Origin of the sequence: Saccharomonospora azurea NA-128 (assembly GCF_000231055.2) — a bacterium.
GTDB lineage: Bacteria > Actinomycetota > Actinomycetes > Mycobacteriales > Pseudonocardiaceae > Saccharomonospora > Saccharomonospora azurea.
Genome location: NZ_CM001466.1, coordinates 3,870,805 through 3,886,811, shown reverse-complemented (window position 1 = coordinate 3,886,811; position 16,007 = coordinate 3,870,805). Strand labels below are relative to the sequence as shown.

11 protein-coding genes are annotated in these 16,007 nt (G+C 70.2%); 9 read left to right on the top strand and 2 right to left on the bottom strand.

The genetic code is table 11. The features are described from left to right. A partial coding sequence (locus SACAZDRAFT_RS17885) for an MFS transporter (RefSeq protein WP_005444039.1) occupies positions 1-652 on the bottom strand: 652 nt, incomplete at its 3' end. Between the two features lie 126 nt (positions 653-778). On the opposite strand from SACAZDRAFT_RS17885, the gene SACAZDRAFT_RS17880 reads away from it, so the two are divergent. The 7 genes from SACAZDRAFT_RS17880 (at position 779) to SACAZDRAFT_RS22635 (ending at position 8,302) form a co-directional block, all read left to right on the top strand. Then, positions 779-1,648: a phosphotransferase family protein gene (locus SACAZDRAFT_RS17880; protein WP_005444038.1), complete on the top strand. Its 870-nt coding sequence runs from the start codon at positions 779-781 to the stop codon at positions 1,646-1,648. 53 nt (positions 1,649-1,701) lie between these two features. Beyond that, positions 1,702-2,406, top strand: coding sequence for a GntR family transcriptional regulator (locus SACAZDRAFT_RS17875; RefSeq protein ID WP_005444037.1), 705 nt, complete (start codon positions 1,702-1,704; stop codon positions 2,404-2,406). Between the two features lie 101 nt (positions 2,407-2,507). Further along, positions 2,508-3,785 (top strand): hydroxyacid-oxoacid transhydrogenase, encoded by a 1,278-nt coding sequence (locus SACAZDRAFT_RS17870; RefSeq protein WP_005444036.1) that lies wholly within the window; start codon positions 2,508-2,510, stop codon positions 3,783-3,785. Continuing rightward, positions 3,782-6,610 carry an FAD-binding and (Fe-S)-binding domain-containing protein gene (locus tag SACAZDRAFT_RS17865; protein WP_005444034.1) on the top strand — a complete coding sequence of 943 codons (2,829 nt, stop codon included), beginning with the start codon at positions 3,782-3,784 and terminating at the stop codon, positions 6,608-6,610. The genes SACAZDRAFT_RS17870 and SACAZDRAFT_RS17865 overlap by 4 nt, the downstream gene beginning before the upstream one ends. A 173-nt stretch (positions 6,611-6,783) precedes the next feature. Continuing rightward, positions 6,784-7,059, top strand: coding sequence for a hypothetical protein (locus SACAZDRAFT_RS17860; protein ID WP_005444033.1), 276 nt, complete (start codon positions 6,784-6,786; stop codon positions 7,057-7,059). A gap of 139 nt (positions 7,060-7,198) precedes the next feature. Beyond that, complete coding sequence (locus tag SACAZDRAFT_RS17855) at positions 7,199-7,705, top strand: hypothetical protein (protein WP_232286291.1); 507 nt, start codon at positions 7,199-7,201, stop codon at positions 7,703-7,705. An 18-nt stretch (positions 7,706-7,723) separates the two neighbouring features. Beyond that, the gene (locus tag SACAZDRAFT_RS22635) at positions 7,724-8,302 is read left to right on the top strand and encodes a DUF3558 domain-containing protein (protein ID WP_005444031.1); all 579 of its coding nucleotides are present in this window, start codon (positions 7,724-7,726) and stop codon (positions 8,300-8,302) included. Positions 8,303-8,400: 98 nt separating this feature from the next. On the opposite strand, the gene SACAZDRAFT_RS17845 is transcribed toward SACAZDRAFT_RS22635, so the two are convergent. After that, positions 8,401-9,579, bottom strand: coding sequence for an acyl-CoA dehydrogenase family protein (locus tag SACAZDRAFT_RS17845; protein ID WP_005444028.1), 1,179 nt, complete (start codon positions 9,577-9,579; stop codon positions 8,401-8,403). Between the two features lie 437 nt (positions 9,580-10,016). Between SACAZDRAFT_RS17845 and gltB the strand changes: the two genes are divergently transcribed. Further along, positions 10,017-14,549 (top strand): glutamate synthase large subunit, encoded by a 4,533-nt coding sequence (gltB, locus tag SACAZDRAFT_RS17840; RefSeq protein ID WP_005444027.1) that lies wholly within the window; start codon positions 10,017-10,019, stop codon positions 14,547-14,549. Then, entirely contained in the window at positions 14,542-15,993 is a 1,452-nt protein-coding gene (locus tag SACAZDRAFT_RS17835) for a glutamate synthase subunit beta (RefSeq protein ID WP_005444026.1), read from the top strand. The genes gltB and SACAZDRAFT_RS17835 overlap by 8 nt, the downstream gene beginning before the upstream one ends. Positions 15,994-16,007: the final 14 nt, after the last annotated feature.

Below are 16,007 nucleotides of genomic sequence, written 5' to 3'. Positions count from 1 at the left end.
GCGCCACGGTCACCGCCGCGACGATCCCCGCTCGCCGCGCCGCAGGATCGGGGACGTGGGCGGGCAGCCGCCGCACCACCGGCACGAGCAGGCCCATGCCCAAAGGCATCAGCGGCACCAGCCCGAGGAACACCCAGCGCCATCCGGCGGTCTCCGTCACGAGCCCGGCGATCGACGGCCCCACGACGGCGGGCAACACCCACGCCGCCGCGAACGCCGCGTACATCACCGGCCGCTCCCGATCGTCGTAGGTGAGTGCGACGAGCAGCGACGTCGCGACCATGAGCACACCCGAACCGAAGCCCTGCAGAGCCCGCCCGACCAGCAGCACCTCCATGGTCGGCGCGGCCCCGGCCGCCACGAGACCCGCGAGGAAGATCCACGGGCCGACCAGCAACGAGAGCGTCGGCCCACGGCGGTCGCAGACCCGGCCGGACAGCACCGTGGCCGCGACGCTCGCGACGAGGTGGGCGGTGAACGGCCAGGAATACAGCTCGCCGCCGTCGAGATCGGCGACCATGGTGGGCATCGCCGTGGCCACGCCCATGTTCTCGAACGCGAGCAGGGTGACCACCAACAGCAACCCGGCCGTCGTCCACCGGTTCTCGGGAGTCCAGAGCACTCCCCGCCGCCGCGGTTCGGTCCGTGTCATGCCCGGAAGCCTGCAACCTCCAGTCAGGTCGACCTCCAGAGGAATGTGACGCAGACGTTGGCGCGAGATAGCTGCCCGCCGAAAACCGGCTGACCCCGCCACCGTCACCGAGTAGCGTGCGCGAGCGTGACGCCCCCTCCCCTGGCCGCCGTGCTCGCCGAGCTGTCGCTCGACCTCCCGACGACGCGCTTCGTGAGCGGATCGCTGCCCGTCCACGCCGTCGGCGACGACCTGGTGCTGAAGTTCTATCCCTCAGACGACGCGGAGGAGTTCCGTATCGAGGCCGCCGCGCTGACCGCCCTGGAGGGGCGCCTGTCCGTACAGACCCCGCGCCCGCGCGCCACCGGCACGCGCGAGGGCTGGCACTACGTGCTGATGACCCGGGTTCCCGGAGTCGGGCTCGACTCGGTGTGGGACACGCTGACCGTTGACGAACGACGAGCGCTGTGCGGCGAGGTGGGGGCCGTGACGGCCGAACTGCACGCCGTCACCGAGCATCCGGCTCCGCTCGTGACGGACTGGACGGAGTTCGTGCGCGCTCGCCGCGACGTCGTCGTGGAACATCACCGACAGCAGGACCTCGCCCCGGAGTGGCTGGAACTCGTGCCGGACTTCGTCGACGGCGTGGACCTCTCCACCGCACATCCCGTCTTCCTGCACACCGAACTGCTGCGCGAGCACGTCTTCGTGCGCCACGACGGGACGCGGTGGACGGTCTCGGGACTCGTCGACTTCGAACCCGCGATGGTGGGCGCGGCGGAGTACGAGTTCGTGGCCGCGTCGGTGTACCTGGCGGGTGGCGATCGGGCGTGCTGGCACGCCTTCCTGCACGGCTACGGGCTCGAACCGGACGTCGACTTCGCGCGCCGGTGCCTGGCGTACACGCTCCTGCACCGGTACTCGACCCTGCGCCGGTACCTGACGTGGCTGCCCGTGCCCGGCAAGCCCTCCCTCGACGAGCTCGCCCGCCTGTGGTTCGGCGCCGACGTGACGTGAGCCGACCCGCCGAAGCCGACCTCGAACCCCGCCGCCCGTGGGACGATGGGCGAATGCGGCAGATCGACACCGACCGGAACCTCGCCAGGACGATCCTCGACGAGCTGCGCGGGGCCATCGTCAGTGGTGAGCTCGTGCCCGGAACGCTGTACTCGGTGCACGATCTCGCAGCCCGGCTCGGCGTGTCCCGCACCCCCGTGCGGGAGGCGTTGATCCAGCTCGCCGAGCGGGGCATGGTGCGGTTCGAGCGCAACCGGGGCATCCGCGTGTTGCAGACCTCGCTGCACGACCTGGAGGAGGTCTTCGCCATCCGGCTGCTGCTGGAGGTGCCCGCCACGTTCCGCGCCACGAGCCAGCGCACGCCCGGTCTGTCGGAGCAGCTGTCCACCCACCTCGACGCCATGCGCCACGCCGCCGAGGAGCGCGACGAGGCGGCGTTCATGACCGCCGACCGGAAGTTCCACGAGGCCATCAACGTCGCGTCCGGCAACCTGCGGCTCGCCCGCTACGTCGACTCGTTGCGCGACATGGTGTTCCTCCGCGGCTCCTCCACTGTGGACCGCAGTCGGGGACTGGCCGACATCCTGGCCGAGCACGAGGCGATCGCCGAGCTCGTCGAGGCGGGCAAGCCCACCGACGCCGCGGAGGCCATGCGGCGGCACCTGCTCACCACGGCGCAGCTCATCATCGCCCAGGAGTCGGCCGAGTCCGGCGAGTCCGTGCACGTCTCCTACGACTGGACGCGGCTGACCGACTGAGCGGGTACTCCCCTTGTCGAGAACGCTGACGACCAGCGCTCTTGACGAGTGGCATGCTACATGCCACTCTCGGGTTCCCAGTCGCTCACCGGGGAGGGGCCATGGTCGACTACCTGCACGAAACCGTGTTCACGTGGGGCGCGACGCCGCTGAAGTTCGGCGCCGGCGCGGTCGACGAGATCGGCCACGACCTCGCGCAGCAGGGCGCCCGGCGCGTCCTGATCGTCACCGACCCCGGAGTCGCGGCCACCGGTGTCGCGCACCGGGTCACCGAGGCGGCTCGCGCGGGCGGGCTGGACGCCGAGGTCTTCGACGGCGTGCGCGTCGAACCGACCGACGTCAGCGTGCTGGAGGCGGTCGAGTTCGCCCGGCAGTCGACGTGGGACGGCTTCGTGGCCGTCGGCGGCGGGTCGGCCATCGACACCGCGAAGGCCGTCAACCTGCTCACCACCCACCCCGCGGACCTGTTCGACTACGTCAACAAGCCGATCGGCGCCGCCAAGGCCCCGCCCGGGCGCCTCAAGCCGCTGGTCGCCGTGCCGACGACGGCGGGCACCGGATCGGAGACCACGCCGGTCTGCATCATGGACTTCGTCGACCTCAAGGTGAAGTCGGGCATCAGCCACCCGTACCTGCGGCCGACCACGGCGGTCGTCGACCCGCTGCTCACGCTGTCCATGCCACCGCGCGTGACCGCCGCCAGCGGCCTGGACGTGCTGTGTCACGCCCTGGAGTCCTACACCGCACGGCCGTTCCACTCCTTCCCGCGGCACACGCCCGAGACCCGCGTCGCCTACAACGGCGCCAACCCCATCTCCGACACGTGGACGGAGAAGGCCCTGCACCTGCTCGCGCGGTCGTTCCGCAGGGCGGTGCTCAACGGCGGCGACCTCGACGCGCGCACGGACATGATGCTCGCCGCCACGTACGCGGGCATGGGTTTCGGCAACGCCGGCGTGCACGTCCCGCACGCGTGCGCCTACCCGATCGCCGGGCGCGTGCGCGAATACCGGCCCGCCGACTACCCGCAGGACGAACCGCTCGTGCCCCACGGCGAGTCGGTCGCCCTCACCGCCCCGGCCGCGTTCCGCTTCACCTTCCCCACCGACCCGGAGCGGCACCTGCACGCCGCGCGCATCCTCGACCCGACCGCGCCCGCCCAGCGCGACCCGCGGGAGCAGCTGCCCGCGGCGTTGACGGCGCTCATGCGCGACATCGGCGTCCCCAACGGCCTGTCGGGCGTGGGCTACGACGTCTCCGACGTCCCCGCGCTCGTGGAAGGTGCGCTGAAACAGCAACGCCTGCTGGCGGTGTCGCCGCGCGAGGTGCGGAACACCGATCTCGACACCGTGCTGACCGAGTCCCTCCAGAACTGGTGACCACCGTGCCCGCCCTCGCCGAAGACCTGACCCGCGCCGTGTCGGGCGAGGTGGACGACGGTGCCGCCGCCCGGGCGATGTTCAGCATGGACGCGTCGAACTACCGGCACGTCCCGAAGGTCGTCGTGTTCCCGCGCAGCGCCGAGGACGTCGCGGCCACCCTGCGCGTCGCCCGCGCGCACGGTGTCCCGGTGACGGCGCGCGGTGCGGGCACCGGCATCGGCGGGCAGGCGCTCGGCCAGGGCATCGTCCTCGACTACAGCCGCCACCTGAACCGTGTCCTGGAGATCGACCCCGAACGCCGCGTCGCGCGCGTGCAGCCCGGTGTCGTCCTCGACACGCTCCGCGCCGCCGCCGCCCGGCACGGGCTCACGTTCGGGCCCGATCCCTCCACCCACAGCCGCTGCACGCTCGGCGGGATGCTCGGCAACGACGCGTGCGGCTCGCACTCCGTGGCGTGGGGACGTACCGCCGACAACGTCGTGTCGCTCGACGTCGTCACCGGCGACGGCGCACGGCTGACCGTCGGCCCGGGCGACCGGATCGTCGGGGACCCTGCCCACCGCGCGAACGAGATCCGCGACGCGCTGCACGACCTCGCGCAGCGCCACCTGGCCGTGTTGCGCACCGGCTTTCCCGCCCTGCCGCGACGGGTGTCCGGCTACGCGCTCGACAACCTCCTCCCCGAGAACGGCACCGACCTCGCCCGGGCCCTCGTGGGCACGGAGGGCACGTGCGTGCTGATCACCGAGGCCACCGTGCGGCTGGTCCCCTCACCGCCCGCGCGGGCCCTCGTGGTGGCCGGGTTCGCCGACGACATCGCCGCCGCCGACGCCGCGCCCCAGGTGCTGTCCCACCGTCCCCTCACCGTGGAGGGCATGGGCGCCGACCTCGTCGACATCCTCCTCGCGCGCGGCCGACGTCCCGCGGCGCTCGACTCGCTGCCCGCCGGCCGCGGCTGGCTGTTCGTCGAGGTCGGCGGCGACGACCCCGACGAGGCCCGCCACAACGCCGAAGCGCTGGCGGCGGCGTTGGCGCGCGAGACCGGCGCCACGACGTCCGTCACCACCGACCCGGCGAGGCAACGGCAGCTCTGGGGCATCCGCGAATCCGCCGCCGGCACCGCCACGCGCATGGCCGACGGTTCGGAGGCCTGGCCGGGCTGGGAGGACGCCGCCGTCCCTCCGGAACGGCTCGGTTCCTACCTGCGCTCGTTCCGCGCGCTCCTCGCGTCGTACGGGCTGCGCGGCATCCCGTACGGGCACTTCGGCGAGGGCTGCGTGCACGTGCGCATCGACTTCGACCTGCTCACCGACGACGGCGTCGCGACGTTCCGGCGCTTCCTCACCGACGCCGCCGATCTCGTGGTGGCCCACGGCGGGTCGCTGTCGGGCGAACACGGCGACGGGCAGGCCCGCGCGGAGTTGCTGCCGCGCATGTACTCGCCCGAGATGCTGCGCCTGTTCGAAGCGTTCAAGGCGATCTGGGACCCGGACGACCTGCTGAACCCCGGCAACCTCGTCCGCCCCCGCCCCCTCGACGCCGACCTGCGCTTCTCCGGGCCCACGAAACAGCTGCCGCTGACCCTGCGCTACCCGCACGACGGCGGCAGCCTCGCCACCGCGGCCCGGCGCTGCGTCGGCGTCGGCAAGTGCGTCGACACGAGCACCGGGGTGATGTGCCCGAGCTACATGGTGACCAAGCGCGAGGAGCACTCCACGCGCGGTCGCGCGCGGCTGCTGTTCGAGATGTTGCGCGGCGAGACGATCACCGACGGTTGGGACTCCACCGAGGTCCGCGACGCCCTCGACCTGTGCCTGGCGTGCAAGGGGTGTCTCTCCGACTGCCCCGTCGACGTCGACATGGCCTCCTACAAGGCGGAGTTCCTGCACCACCATTACGCGGGCAAGGTGCGCCCCGCGAGCCACTACTCCCTGGGTTTCCTGCCGCTGTGGGCCCGGCTGGCCTCCCGGCTTCCCGGCCTCGCCAACGCGGCACTGCGGTCCCGCACCGTCGCCGCGTTGGCGAAGCGCCTCGGCGGCATCGCGGACGAGCGCGAACTCCCGACGTTCGCCCCCACCACGCTGCGCAGGGCGTGGCGGCGCAAACCCCGTCGTGGTGGAGACCGCCCTCGGGTGGTGCTGTGGCCGGACACGTTCACCGACCACTTCGCACCGGAGATCGGCGCGGCGGCCACGCGGGTGCTGGAACACGCCGGGTTCGACGTCGTCCTCCCCCGCTCCTCGGTCTGTTGTGGCCTGACGTGGATCTCCACAGGCCAGCTCGGCATCGCCCGGCGCGTCCTGCGCCACAGCCTGGACGTGCTGCGCGACGACATCGAGGCGGGCACGCCGATCGTCGGTCTCGAACCGAGCTGCCTGGCCGTGCTGCGCCACGACGTGCACGAGCTCCTCGACACACCGCCCGTGCCCGCATCGACACTCGCCGAGTTCCTCGAACGCCACGCGCCCGATGTGGAGTTCGACTCGCTCGACGTCCGCGCGCTGACCCAGCAGCACTGTCACCAGCACGCGGTGCTCGGGCACGCCGCCGACGAACGCCTGCTGCGCAAAGCCGGTGTCGACAACCGCACACTCGACTCCGGATGCTGCGGGCTGGCGGGCAACTTCGGGGTCGAGCGCGGGCACTACGACATCTCCGTGGCGGCCGCGAACCGCGTGCTCGTCCCCGAGGTCGAGGCCGCGGACCCCGACGAGCTCGTGCTGGCCGACGGGTTCAGCTGCCGCACCCAGATCACTGAGCTCACCGGCCGCCGCTCGCTGCATCTGGCGCAGGTGCTCGACCGAGCCCGACCGACACGGTGACTCAGCGGGTCTGAATATGTCCGAGTTGTCCAATCCTTGGGAGAAAACGACGTTCGACGCCCACCAAAAGCATGAGATAAGCCTCACAGCTTTGCGACAAGTGGGTGTCTCGGGGTTGAATCGAGCCCAAGGGACCGGTAAAGGACACCGGTCGTGGATGCAAGGGGGCAGAGGTGCCTCAGGACGGTTATGACACGGATCTGAACCATCGCGAACGCGCGACCCTGCAGGCCGTGGCGCAGGGTGTTGTGGAAATCGCCACCGGCTGTGGAACGAACCTCTTCATCGACGGACTCGCCTACTCCGACCAAGCCACGGCACACCGGCTCGTCCGAGCTGGCTTCATCACCCCCGCCCGCCCCGGCGAACCCGGCCAGCGCGTCCCGGCAGTCCTCACCGACGCCGGCGAGCGCGCACTCTCCCACACTCCCGCCCTGGCCGGTCGCTGATCCCGAAACGTCCGCCCCTCACAGGCGCCCACAGGCGTCCGTGAGGGGCGGACGTCTTTCCGTCGCACCGCGGGAGGCGTGGACCATCTCACCCTCGGCGAACCCCGGTGGTCGTTACACTCCGAAGTCGAACGGTTCCGTGACAGCCAACTGGGGGCTTGGATTGGCACAGGAATTCAGTGAGCAGGGGGCGGCCTACGACGGGTCGAAAGCCGGCGGGGGCTTCATGAACGCCGCTGCCGCCGTGTTCGGCGCGGCCACCAACGCCGCGAACATGGCCTCGGCCAGAACGGCGGCAGGCAACCTGGTCGACTCCGCGAAGAACGGCGGCTTCACCGTCAGCAAGGACAGCGCGAACGAGCTGATCGACACGATGTCGAAGTTCGTGGACGAGATCGACGCGATGGACTTCCAGCTGGCGGCCTTCGACCAACGCCCTTCCCTCGGTGGCCACCAGTACGGGCAGCTGGTCGCTCAACACATGCATGATGCCGCCAACGACCCGAACTCAGCTCGCATGGTGGTGAAGCAGCTCAAGGAAGTACTGAAGCTGAGCATCGAGGCGCTCCAACGGGCGTCCGGGCAGTACGAGGAGACCGAAGCGAACGTTGTCGACGCCGTGAACCGAACCGGCAACACCATCTAACGAGAGCTGAAGGAAGTCATGAAACGGTCTGTTCCAGTACTGCCGGTCCTCGCCGCGGCGACCCTCCTTACGGTGGCCGGGTGCGCCACTGAGGAGCCCGGCATAGCTGATCCTCAAACAAGCAGCTCGGCAGCGTCATCAACATCAACCAACGGGAGCCCGAACCAGCCCGGCGGAATCAGCGCATCGATCGACCCCTGTGCGCTCATCACGCCGGCCGAGGACCTGACGGAGTACGGCCGCTTCTCGACCGGGCCCGCCTCAAACGATGAGGCACCAGGGGAAACGAGCTGCTCCTGGCAGAAGGAGAGAGAGGACCCTCTTGACGAGAGCCTCATCGTCGGTCTGATCGTCCGTGCCAACCAGAGTGTCGGCACGGTGAACGACGTCGGCGGCGGAGTCACAGACGGGGAGATCAACGGCCGAACCGCTGCCGAAGCTCCGAATCCTCAGTTCCACGACTGCACTCTCGCCATCGAACTCGACGCGGATTCACGGATCGACGTCTTGGTCACCGCCATGGACGACGTCAACGCCGCCTGCGAAGTCGCTCGGGAGGTCGCGTACCTTGTCGAGCCACGGTTGCCGAAGGCCTGACGCCGTACGGGAAGTGCCAACACCCGCGCGCAGCCTACGGACACGCGTACGCGAGGTGCGGACACGTGTGCGCAGGCTGCGGACACGGTGTTCATCGGTCAGGTGTTCACCCTGAAGGCCGGGATTCCCGTCACCGCTTGGCCCACCGACAGGGCGTGCATTTCCTCCGTGCCCTCGTAGGTGAGCACGGTCTCCAGGTTCGCCGCGTGGCGCATCACCGGGTACTCCAGCGAGATGCCGTTGGCGCCCAGCATCGACCGCGCCGTGCGGGCGACGTCCAGCGCGGCGCGCACGTTCGCCAGTTTGCCGAAGCTCACCTGGCTGTGGTGAAGCTCACCGGCGTCCTTGAGGCGTCCGAGCCGCAACGCCACGAGCCCGGCGCGGTTCACCTCCACGACGAGATCGGCCAGCTTGCGCTGCGTCAGCTGGTACGCCGCCAGCGGCGCCCCGAACTGGGTGCGCGTGGTGGTGTACTCCAACGCCGTCTCGTAACACGTGCGCGCGGCGCCCACCGCTCCGAACACGATGCCGAACCGCGCCTCGTTCAAGCACGACAGCGGACCCCGCAACCCCGTCACGCCGGGCAGGACGGCGTCCGACGGCAACCGGACGCCGTCGAACACGAGCTCCGCCGTCAACGACGCCCGCAACGAGAGCTTGCGCGTGATCTCGTGGGCCGAGAATCCGGGCGCGTCGGTGGGCACGACGAAGCCGCGGACCCCCTCGTCGGTCTGCGCCCACACCACGGCGACGTCGGCCACCGTGCCGTTGGTGATCCACATCTTGGTGCCGTCGAGCACCCAGTCGGTGCCGTCGCGGCGGGCCCGCGTGCGCATGGACGCCGGGTCGCTTCCCGCGTCGGGTTCGGTGAGCCCGAAGCACCCGATCGCCTCGCCGGACGCGAGCGGCGGCAACCACCGCTGCTTCTGCTCCTCGCTGCCGTAGCGGTGAATGGCGTACATGGCGAGCGACCCCTGCACCGACACGAAGCTGCGTAGTCCCGAATCGACGGCCTCGAGTTCCCGGCACGCGATGCCGTATGCGACGGCCGACGACCCGGCACAGCCGTAGCCGGAAAGATGCATTCCGAGCACGCCCAATCTGCCGAAAGCCTTCGCCAGATCTCGCGCCGGAAGTGTCGCATTCTCGTACCATTCCGCCACGTGCGGAGTCAGTTCCACCTCCGCGAACTGCCGCACCGCATCACGGATGTCGCGTTCGTCCACCGTCAGTTCGGCGTCGACGCCGAGGAAGTCACCAGGATCCGAACCGGTCATGCACGGACCCTACCGCCTCCGACGTCACCGCAGGTCAGAGCGTCACACGCGCGAGAAAGCACACGAAGACCACGATCGTCAATGCCTGTGTGCTGTTGTCCACTTAACACAGCGGAAGTATTTGGCGTACCGGCAGTTCACATTACTGTCATAAGACCGGCGATCCCGGAGAACCATTCGTGCGCCGGATCTGCCGACGGCTTCGTGGGCGGATCCTCGAACCGCGCAATGCTCTGCCCGCCGCACAGCGCCGTGTGGTCACCGATGTGTCGATGTGTCCCCGCCCTCCGCGACGAAGCACCGAGTGGCGACATCGACTTCCCTGACCTGATTCATCGCAACGTCGGGCCGAACCGTTAGCTGGCCGTGTGCCACGTCACGTGGCACCGGTGGCTTCTCGTGCCCGGTGGTGCCGGACAAGAGGAGGGCCGCCAACTGTGAGCCGCCCCGCACCACGTGAACCCTCAGCGGGCTTGTATGACCGAGAGTACGAGCACGACGCCTGTGGCGTGGCCTTCGTCGCCGATCTCGCCGGCCGCGCGAACCACGACATCGTCGCCAAAGCCCTGGTGGCGCTGCGCAATCTGGAGCATCGCGGCGCTCGTGGCGCCGAGCCCGACACGGGCGACGGCGCGGGCATCCTGATCCAGCTCCCCCACGCGTTCTTCCGCGAGGTCACCGACTTCGACCTGCCCGATCCCGGCCACTACGCCGCGGGGATCGTGTTCCTGCCCCACGACCCCGTCGTTCGTGGCCGGGCAGCCTCCACCATCGAGCGCATCGCCGCCGAAGAGGGCATGCGTGTGCTCGGGTGGCGGGAGCTGCCCGTGGACACCGACCACGTGGGCGCGACGGCCGCGACGACCATGCCGCACTTCGCGCAGGTCTTCCTCGCTCCGCAACGCGACGAGGTGACCGGTCTCGACCTCGAACGAGCGGCGTTCTGCGTCCGCAAACGCGCCGAGCGCGAACTGGCCGAGCAGGACGTCTACTTCCCGAGCCTGTCGTCGCGCACGATCGTCTACAAGGGAATGCTCACCGAGCCGCAGGTCGAGAGGTTCTTCCTCGACCTCACCGACGAGCGGGTCGTCAGCGCCATCGGCCTGGTGCACTCGCGGTTCTCCACCAACACGTTCCCGTCGTGGCCGCTCGCGCACCCGTACCGCTACATCGCCCACAACGGCGAGATCAACACGCTCCGGGGCAACCGCAACTGGATGGACGCGCGCGAGTCGCAGCTGTCGTCCGAGCTGTTCTCCGGTGACCTCTCCCGGCTGTTTCCGGTGATCACGCGCGGGGCGAGCGACTCGGCGTCGTTCGACGAGGTGCTGGAGCTGCTGCACCTCGGCGGCCGTTCGCTGCCGCACGCCGTGCTCATGATGATCCCGGAGGCGTGGGAGAACCATCAGGAGATGGACCCCGCGCGCCGGGCGTTCTACGAGTACCACTCCACGTTGATGGAGCCGTGGGACGGCCCCGCGCTGGTGTCGTTCACCGACGGCACGCAGATCGGCGCGGTGCTCGACCGCAACGGCCTGCGACCCGCGCGGTACTGGGTGACCGAGGACGGGCTCGTGGTGCTCGCGAGCGAGGTCGGGGTCCTGGAGCTGGACCAGTCCTCCATCGTCCGGAAAGGACGGCTCGAACCCGGCCGGATGTTCCTTGTGGACACCGCCGAGGGCCGCATCGTCGACGACGCCGAGATCAAGGACGAGCTGGCCGCCGAGCACCCGTACGCGGAATGGCTCGACGCGGGGCTGCTGCGGCTGGGTGAACTGCCCGATCGCGAGCGGGACGTGCCCTCGCACGCGTCGCTGGTGCGCAGCCAGCAGGCGTTCGGGTACACGTCCGAGGAGCTGGAGGTGCTGCTCGACCCGATGGCGCGCCAGGGTGCGGAGCCGATCGGGTCGATGGGCAACGACTCCCCACTCGCGCCGTTGACCAGCAGGCCGCGGCAGCTCTTCGACTACTTCACCCAGCTGTTCGCGCAGGTGACGAACCCGCCGCTGGACGCGATCCGCGAGGAGCTGGTGACCGCGCTGGGCACGCAGCTCGGGTCGGAGCCGAACCTGCTGCACGGAGGGCCGGAACACTGCCGCAAGATCGTGCTCCCGTTCCCGGTGCTCGACAACGACGACCTCGCGAAGCTCGTGCACGCCAACGACGACGGCGAGCTTCCCGAGTTCACCTCGTACACCGTGCGCGGCACGTTCGAGGCCGCGGGCGGCGGCGAGGCGCTGGTGCGCCGGCTGGACGAGATCCGCGCCGAGGTCAGCGAGGCCATCGCGAGCGGCGCGCGGCTGATCGTGCTGTCCGACCGTGAGGTGGACGCCGAGCACGCGCCGATCCCCTCGCTGCTGCTCACGGGCGCGGTGCACCACCACCTGGTACGCGAGAAGACCCGCACGCAGGTGGGTCTCGTCGTCGAGTCGGGCGACGCACGGGAAGTGCACCACATCGCGCTGCTCATCGGCTACGGCGCCGCGGCCGTCAACCCGTACCTGGCGATGGCCACCGTCGAGGAGCTGGCCTCGCAGGGACGGCTGGGCGACGTCACGCCCAAGCGGGCGACCCGCAACCTCATCGCCGCGCTCGGCAAGGGCGTGCGCAAGACGATGTCCAAGATGGGTGTCTCGACGGTCGCCTCCTACACGGGTGCGCAGATCTTCGAGGCCATCGGACTGGGTGCCGAGGTCGTCGACACGTGCTTCACCGGGACGACGTCCCGGCTCGGCGGTGTGGGCTTCGACCTGCTGGCCCGCGAGGTGATCGAACGGCACCGTCGCGCCTTCCCCGCCGACGGCGTGCGCGCGTCGCACCGCGAGCTGGAGACCGGTGGCGACTACCAGTGGCGGCGCGAGGGCGAGCCGCACCTGTTCAACCCGCACACGGTGTTCAAGCTCCAGCACTCCACGCGCAGCGGCAAGTACGAGATCTTCAAGGAGTACACGCGCGCGGTCGACGACCAGTCGAAGCAGCTCATGACGCTGCGCGGCCTGTTCGAGCTGAAGGAGGGCGTGCGCCCGCCGGTGCCGATCGAGGAGGTCGAGCCGGTCTCCGAGATCGTCAAGCGGTTCGCGACCGGCGCGATCTCCTACGGCTCGATCTCGCAGGAGATGCACGAGACGCTGGCCATCGCCATGAACCGGCTCGGCGGGAAGTCCAACACCGGTGAGGGCGGCGAGGACCCGGAGCGGCTCTACGACCCCGAGCGGCGCAGCGCCGTCAAGCAGGTCGCCAGTGGTCGGTTCGGGGTCACGAGCGAGTACCTCGTGAACGCCGACGACATCCAGATCAAGATGGCGCAGGGCGCCAAGCCCGGCGAGGGCGGGCAGCTGCCCGGCGGGAAGGTCTACCCGTGGATCGCGAAGACCCGGCACTCGACGCCGGGCGTGGGGCTCATCTCGCCGCCTCCGCACCACGACATCTACTCGATCGAGGACCTCGCCCAGCTCGTCCACGACCTCAAGAACGCCAACCCGGCCGCACGCATCCACGTGAAGCTCGTGTCCGAGGTCGGTGTCGGCACGGTCGCCGCCGGGGTGTCGAAGGCCCACGCCGACGTGGTGCTGATCTCCGGCCACGACGGCGGCACGGGCGCGTCGCCGCTGTCGTCGATCAAGCACGCGGGCGGGCCGTGGGAGCTCGGCCTGGCCGAGACCCAGCAGACCCTGCTGGCCAACCGGCTGCGCGACCGGATCGTGGTGCAGACCGACGGGCAGCTCAAAACGGGCCGCGACGTCGTCGTCGCCGCGCTGCTCGGCGCGGAGGAGTTCGGGTTCGCCACCGCTCCCCTCGTCGTGTCGGGCTGCATCATGATGCGCGTCTGCCACCTCGACACCTGCCCCGTGGGCGTGGCGACGCAGAACCCGCGCTTGCGGGCGAAGTTCAGCGGCAAGGCCGAGTACGTGGTGAACTTTTTCGAGTTCATCGCCCAGGAGGTGCGGGAGTACCTCGCGAAGCTGGGTTTCCGCTCGATCGCCGAGGCCGTGGGACACGCCGAGCTGCTCGACACGCGCCAGGCCGTCGACCACTGGAAGGCGTCCGGGCTGGACCTCTCGCCGATCTTCCACGTGCCCGAGCTGGAGCCGGGCGCGGCGCGGCACCAGGTCGTGGCACAGGACCACGGCCTCGACGCGGCGCTGGACAACACGTTGATCCAGCTCGCCGAAGGGGCATTGGCCTCCGGCGAGCCGGTGAAGCTGGAACTGCCGGTGCGCAACGTCAACCGCACGGTCGGCACGATGCTCGGCTCCGAGGTCACGCGGCGCTGGGGCGGCACGGGCCTGCCGGACGACACGATCGACGTCACGTTCACGGGCACCGCCGGTCAGTCCTTCGGCGCGTTCGTGCCGAAGGGCATCACGCTGCGATTGTTCGGTGACGGCAACGACTACGTCGGCAAGGGGCTCTCCGGTGGACGCATCATCGTGCGTCCACCGCGCGAGTCCGGGTTGACCGCTGAGGACCACGTCATCGCCGGCAACGTCATCGGCTACGGCGCCACCGGCGGGGAGATCTTCCTCCGTGGCCGGGTGGGTGAGCGGTTCTGCGTGCGCAACTCGGGCGCGCTGGCCGTCGTCGAGGGTGTCGGCGACCACGGCTGCGAGTACATGACCGGCGGGCACGTCGTCGTGCTCGGACGGACGGGCCGCAACTTCGCGGCGGGCATGTCGGGCGGCGTCGCCTACGTGCTCGACCTCAAGCCCGCGCGCGTCAACGCCGACATGGTGGACCTCGATCCGCTGGACGACGAGGACGAGGAGTTCCTCCGCGACGCGATCGAGCGCCACTACGTGGAGACGGACTCGACGGTGGCGCACGCGCTGCTCACCGACTGGGAGTCCGGTCTGGGCCGGTTCACGAAGGTGATGCCGAAGGACTACAAGCGCGTCCTGCGTGCGCGCGCGGAGGCGGAGCGCGAGGGAAGGGACGTCAACGCCGCGATCATGGAGGTGGCCAATGGCTGACCCCAAGGGTTTTCTCACCACCGAGCGGGAGGTTCCGAAGTCCCGTCCCGTCGACCTGCGGCTGCGTGACTGGCGCGAGGTCTACGAGGAGTTCGAGAACTCGAAGCTCGCCAAGCAGGCCGGGCGCTGCATGGACTGCGGTATCCCGTTCTGCCACCAGGGTTGCCCGCTGGGCAACCTCATTCCGGAGTGGAACACGCTGACGTGGCGTGACGACTGGCGCGACGCGATCGAGCGCCTGCACGCGACGAACAACTTCCCGGAGTTCACGGGGACGTTGTGCCCGGCTCCGTGCGAGTCGGCCTGTGTGCTGGGGATCAACGACGATCCCGTGACCATCAAGCGGGTCGAGGTCTCGATCATCGACCGGGCGTGGGACGAGGGTTGGGTCACGCCGCAGCCACCGGCCACGAAGACGGGCAAGCGGGTCGCCGTGGTGGGGTCCGGTCCGTCGGGTCTGGCGGCGGCGCAGCAGTTGACGCGCGCGGGCCACGACGTCGTGGTGTACGAGCGGGCGGACGCGATCGGTGGCCTGCTGCGGTACGGCATCCCCGAGTTCAAGATGGAGAAGTTCCGGCTGGACCGTCGGCTGGAGCAGATGCGGGCCGAGGGCACCGAGTTCCGCACCGGGGTGAACGTCGGGGTGGACGTCACGGTCGACGAGCTGGTCGAGGGCCACGACGCCGTGGTGCTCGCCGGTGGGGCGACGGCGGCGCGGGACCTTCCGGTGCCGGGCCGGGACCTGCCCGGTGTGCACCAGGCGATGGAGTACCTGCCGTTCGCCAACCGGGTCGCGAGCGGGGCGCTGGCGAGTTCGCCGATCGACGCGGCGGGCAAGGACGTCGTCGTCATCGGCGGTGGTGACACGGGCGCCGACTGCGTCGGCACCGCCCACCGTCAGGGCGCGCGCTCGGTGACGCAGCTGGAGATCATGCCGAAGCCGCCGCTGTCGCGTTCGGAGGCGCACCCGTGGCCGACCTACCCGATGATCTACCGGGTGTCGTCGGCGCACGAGGAGGGCGGCGAGCGCCTCTATTCGGTGAACACGCAGGAGTTCCTCGCCGACGACGAGGGCAATCTGCGGGCGCTGAAGCTCGTCGAGGTACGGCGTGAGGCCGGCGGGTTCGTGCCCGTCGAGGGCACCGAGCGGGAGCTGCCCGCCCAGCTGGTGCTGCTCGCGATGGGCTTCGTCGGCCCGCAGCGGGAGGGCCTGCTGGGACAGCTCGGCGTCGAACTCGACGCGCGCGGCAACGTGGCGCGCGACGCGTCGTTCGCCACGAGCGTGGACAAGGTGTTCGTCGCCGGTGACATGGGTCGTGGTCAGTCGCTCATCGTGTGGGCGATCGCGGAGGGCCGTTCGGCCGCGGCCGGGGTCGACGCCTACCTCACGGGACGCGACGTGCTGCCGGCGCCGATCGCCCCCACCGACCGTCCCCTCACGTGAGGCTTCGCGCGAAG

Excerpts from the sequence above, each read along its gene's own strand:
- SACAZDRAFT_RS17875 (WP_005444037.1), top strand. The coding sequence starts at position 1,702 with ATGCGGCAGATCGACACCGACCGGAACCTCGCCAGGACGATCCTCGAC.
- SACAZDRAFT_RS17870 (WP_005444036.1), top strand. The coding sequence starts at position 2,508 with ATGGTCGACTACCTGCACGAAACCGTGTTCACGTGGGGCGCGACGCCG.
- SACAZDRAFT_RS22635 (WP_005444031.1), top strand. The coding sequence starts at position 7,724 with ATGAAACGGTCTGTTCCAGTACTGCCGGTCCTCGCCGCGGCGACCCTC.
- SACAZDRAFT_RS17845 (WP_005444028.1), bottom strand. The coding sequence starts at position 9,579 with ATGACCGGTTCGGATCCTGGTGACTTCCTCGGCGTCGACGCCGAACTG.
- SACAZDRAFT_RS17835 (WP_005444026.1), top strand. The coding sequence starts at position 14,542 with ATGGCTGACCCCAAGGGTTTTCTCACCACCGAGCGGGAGGTTCCGAAG.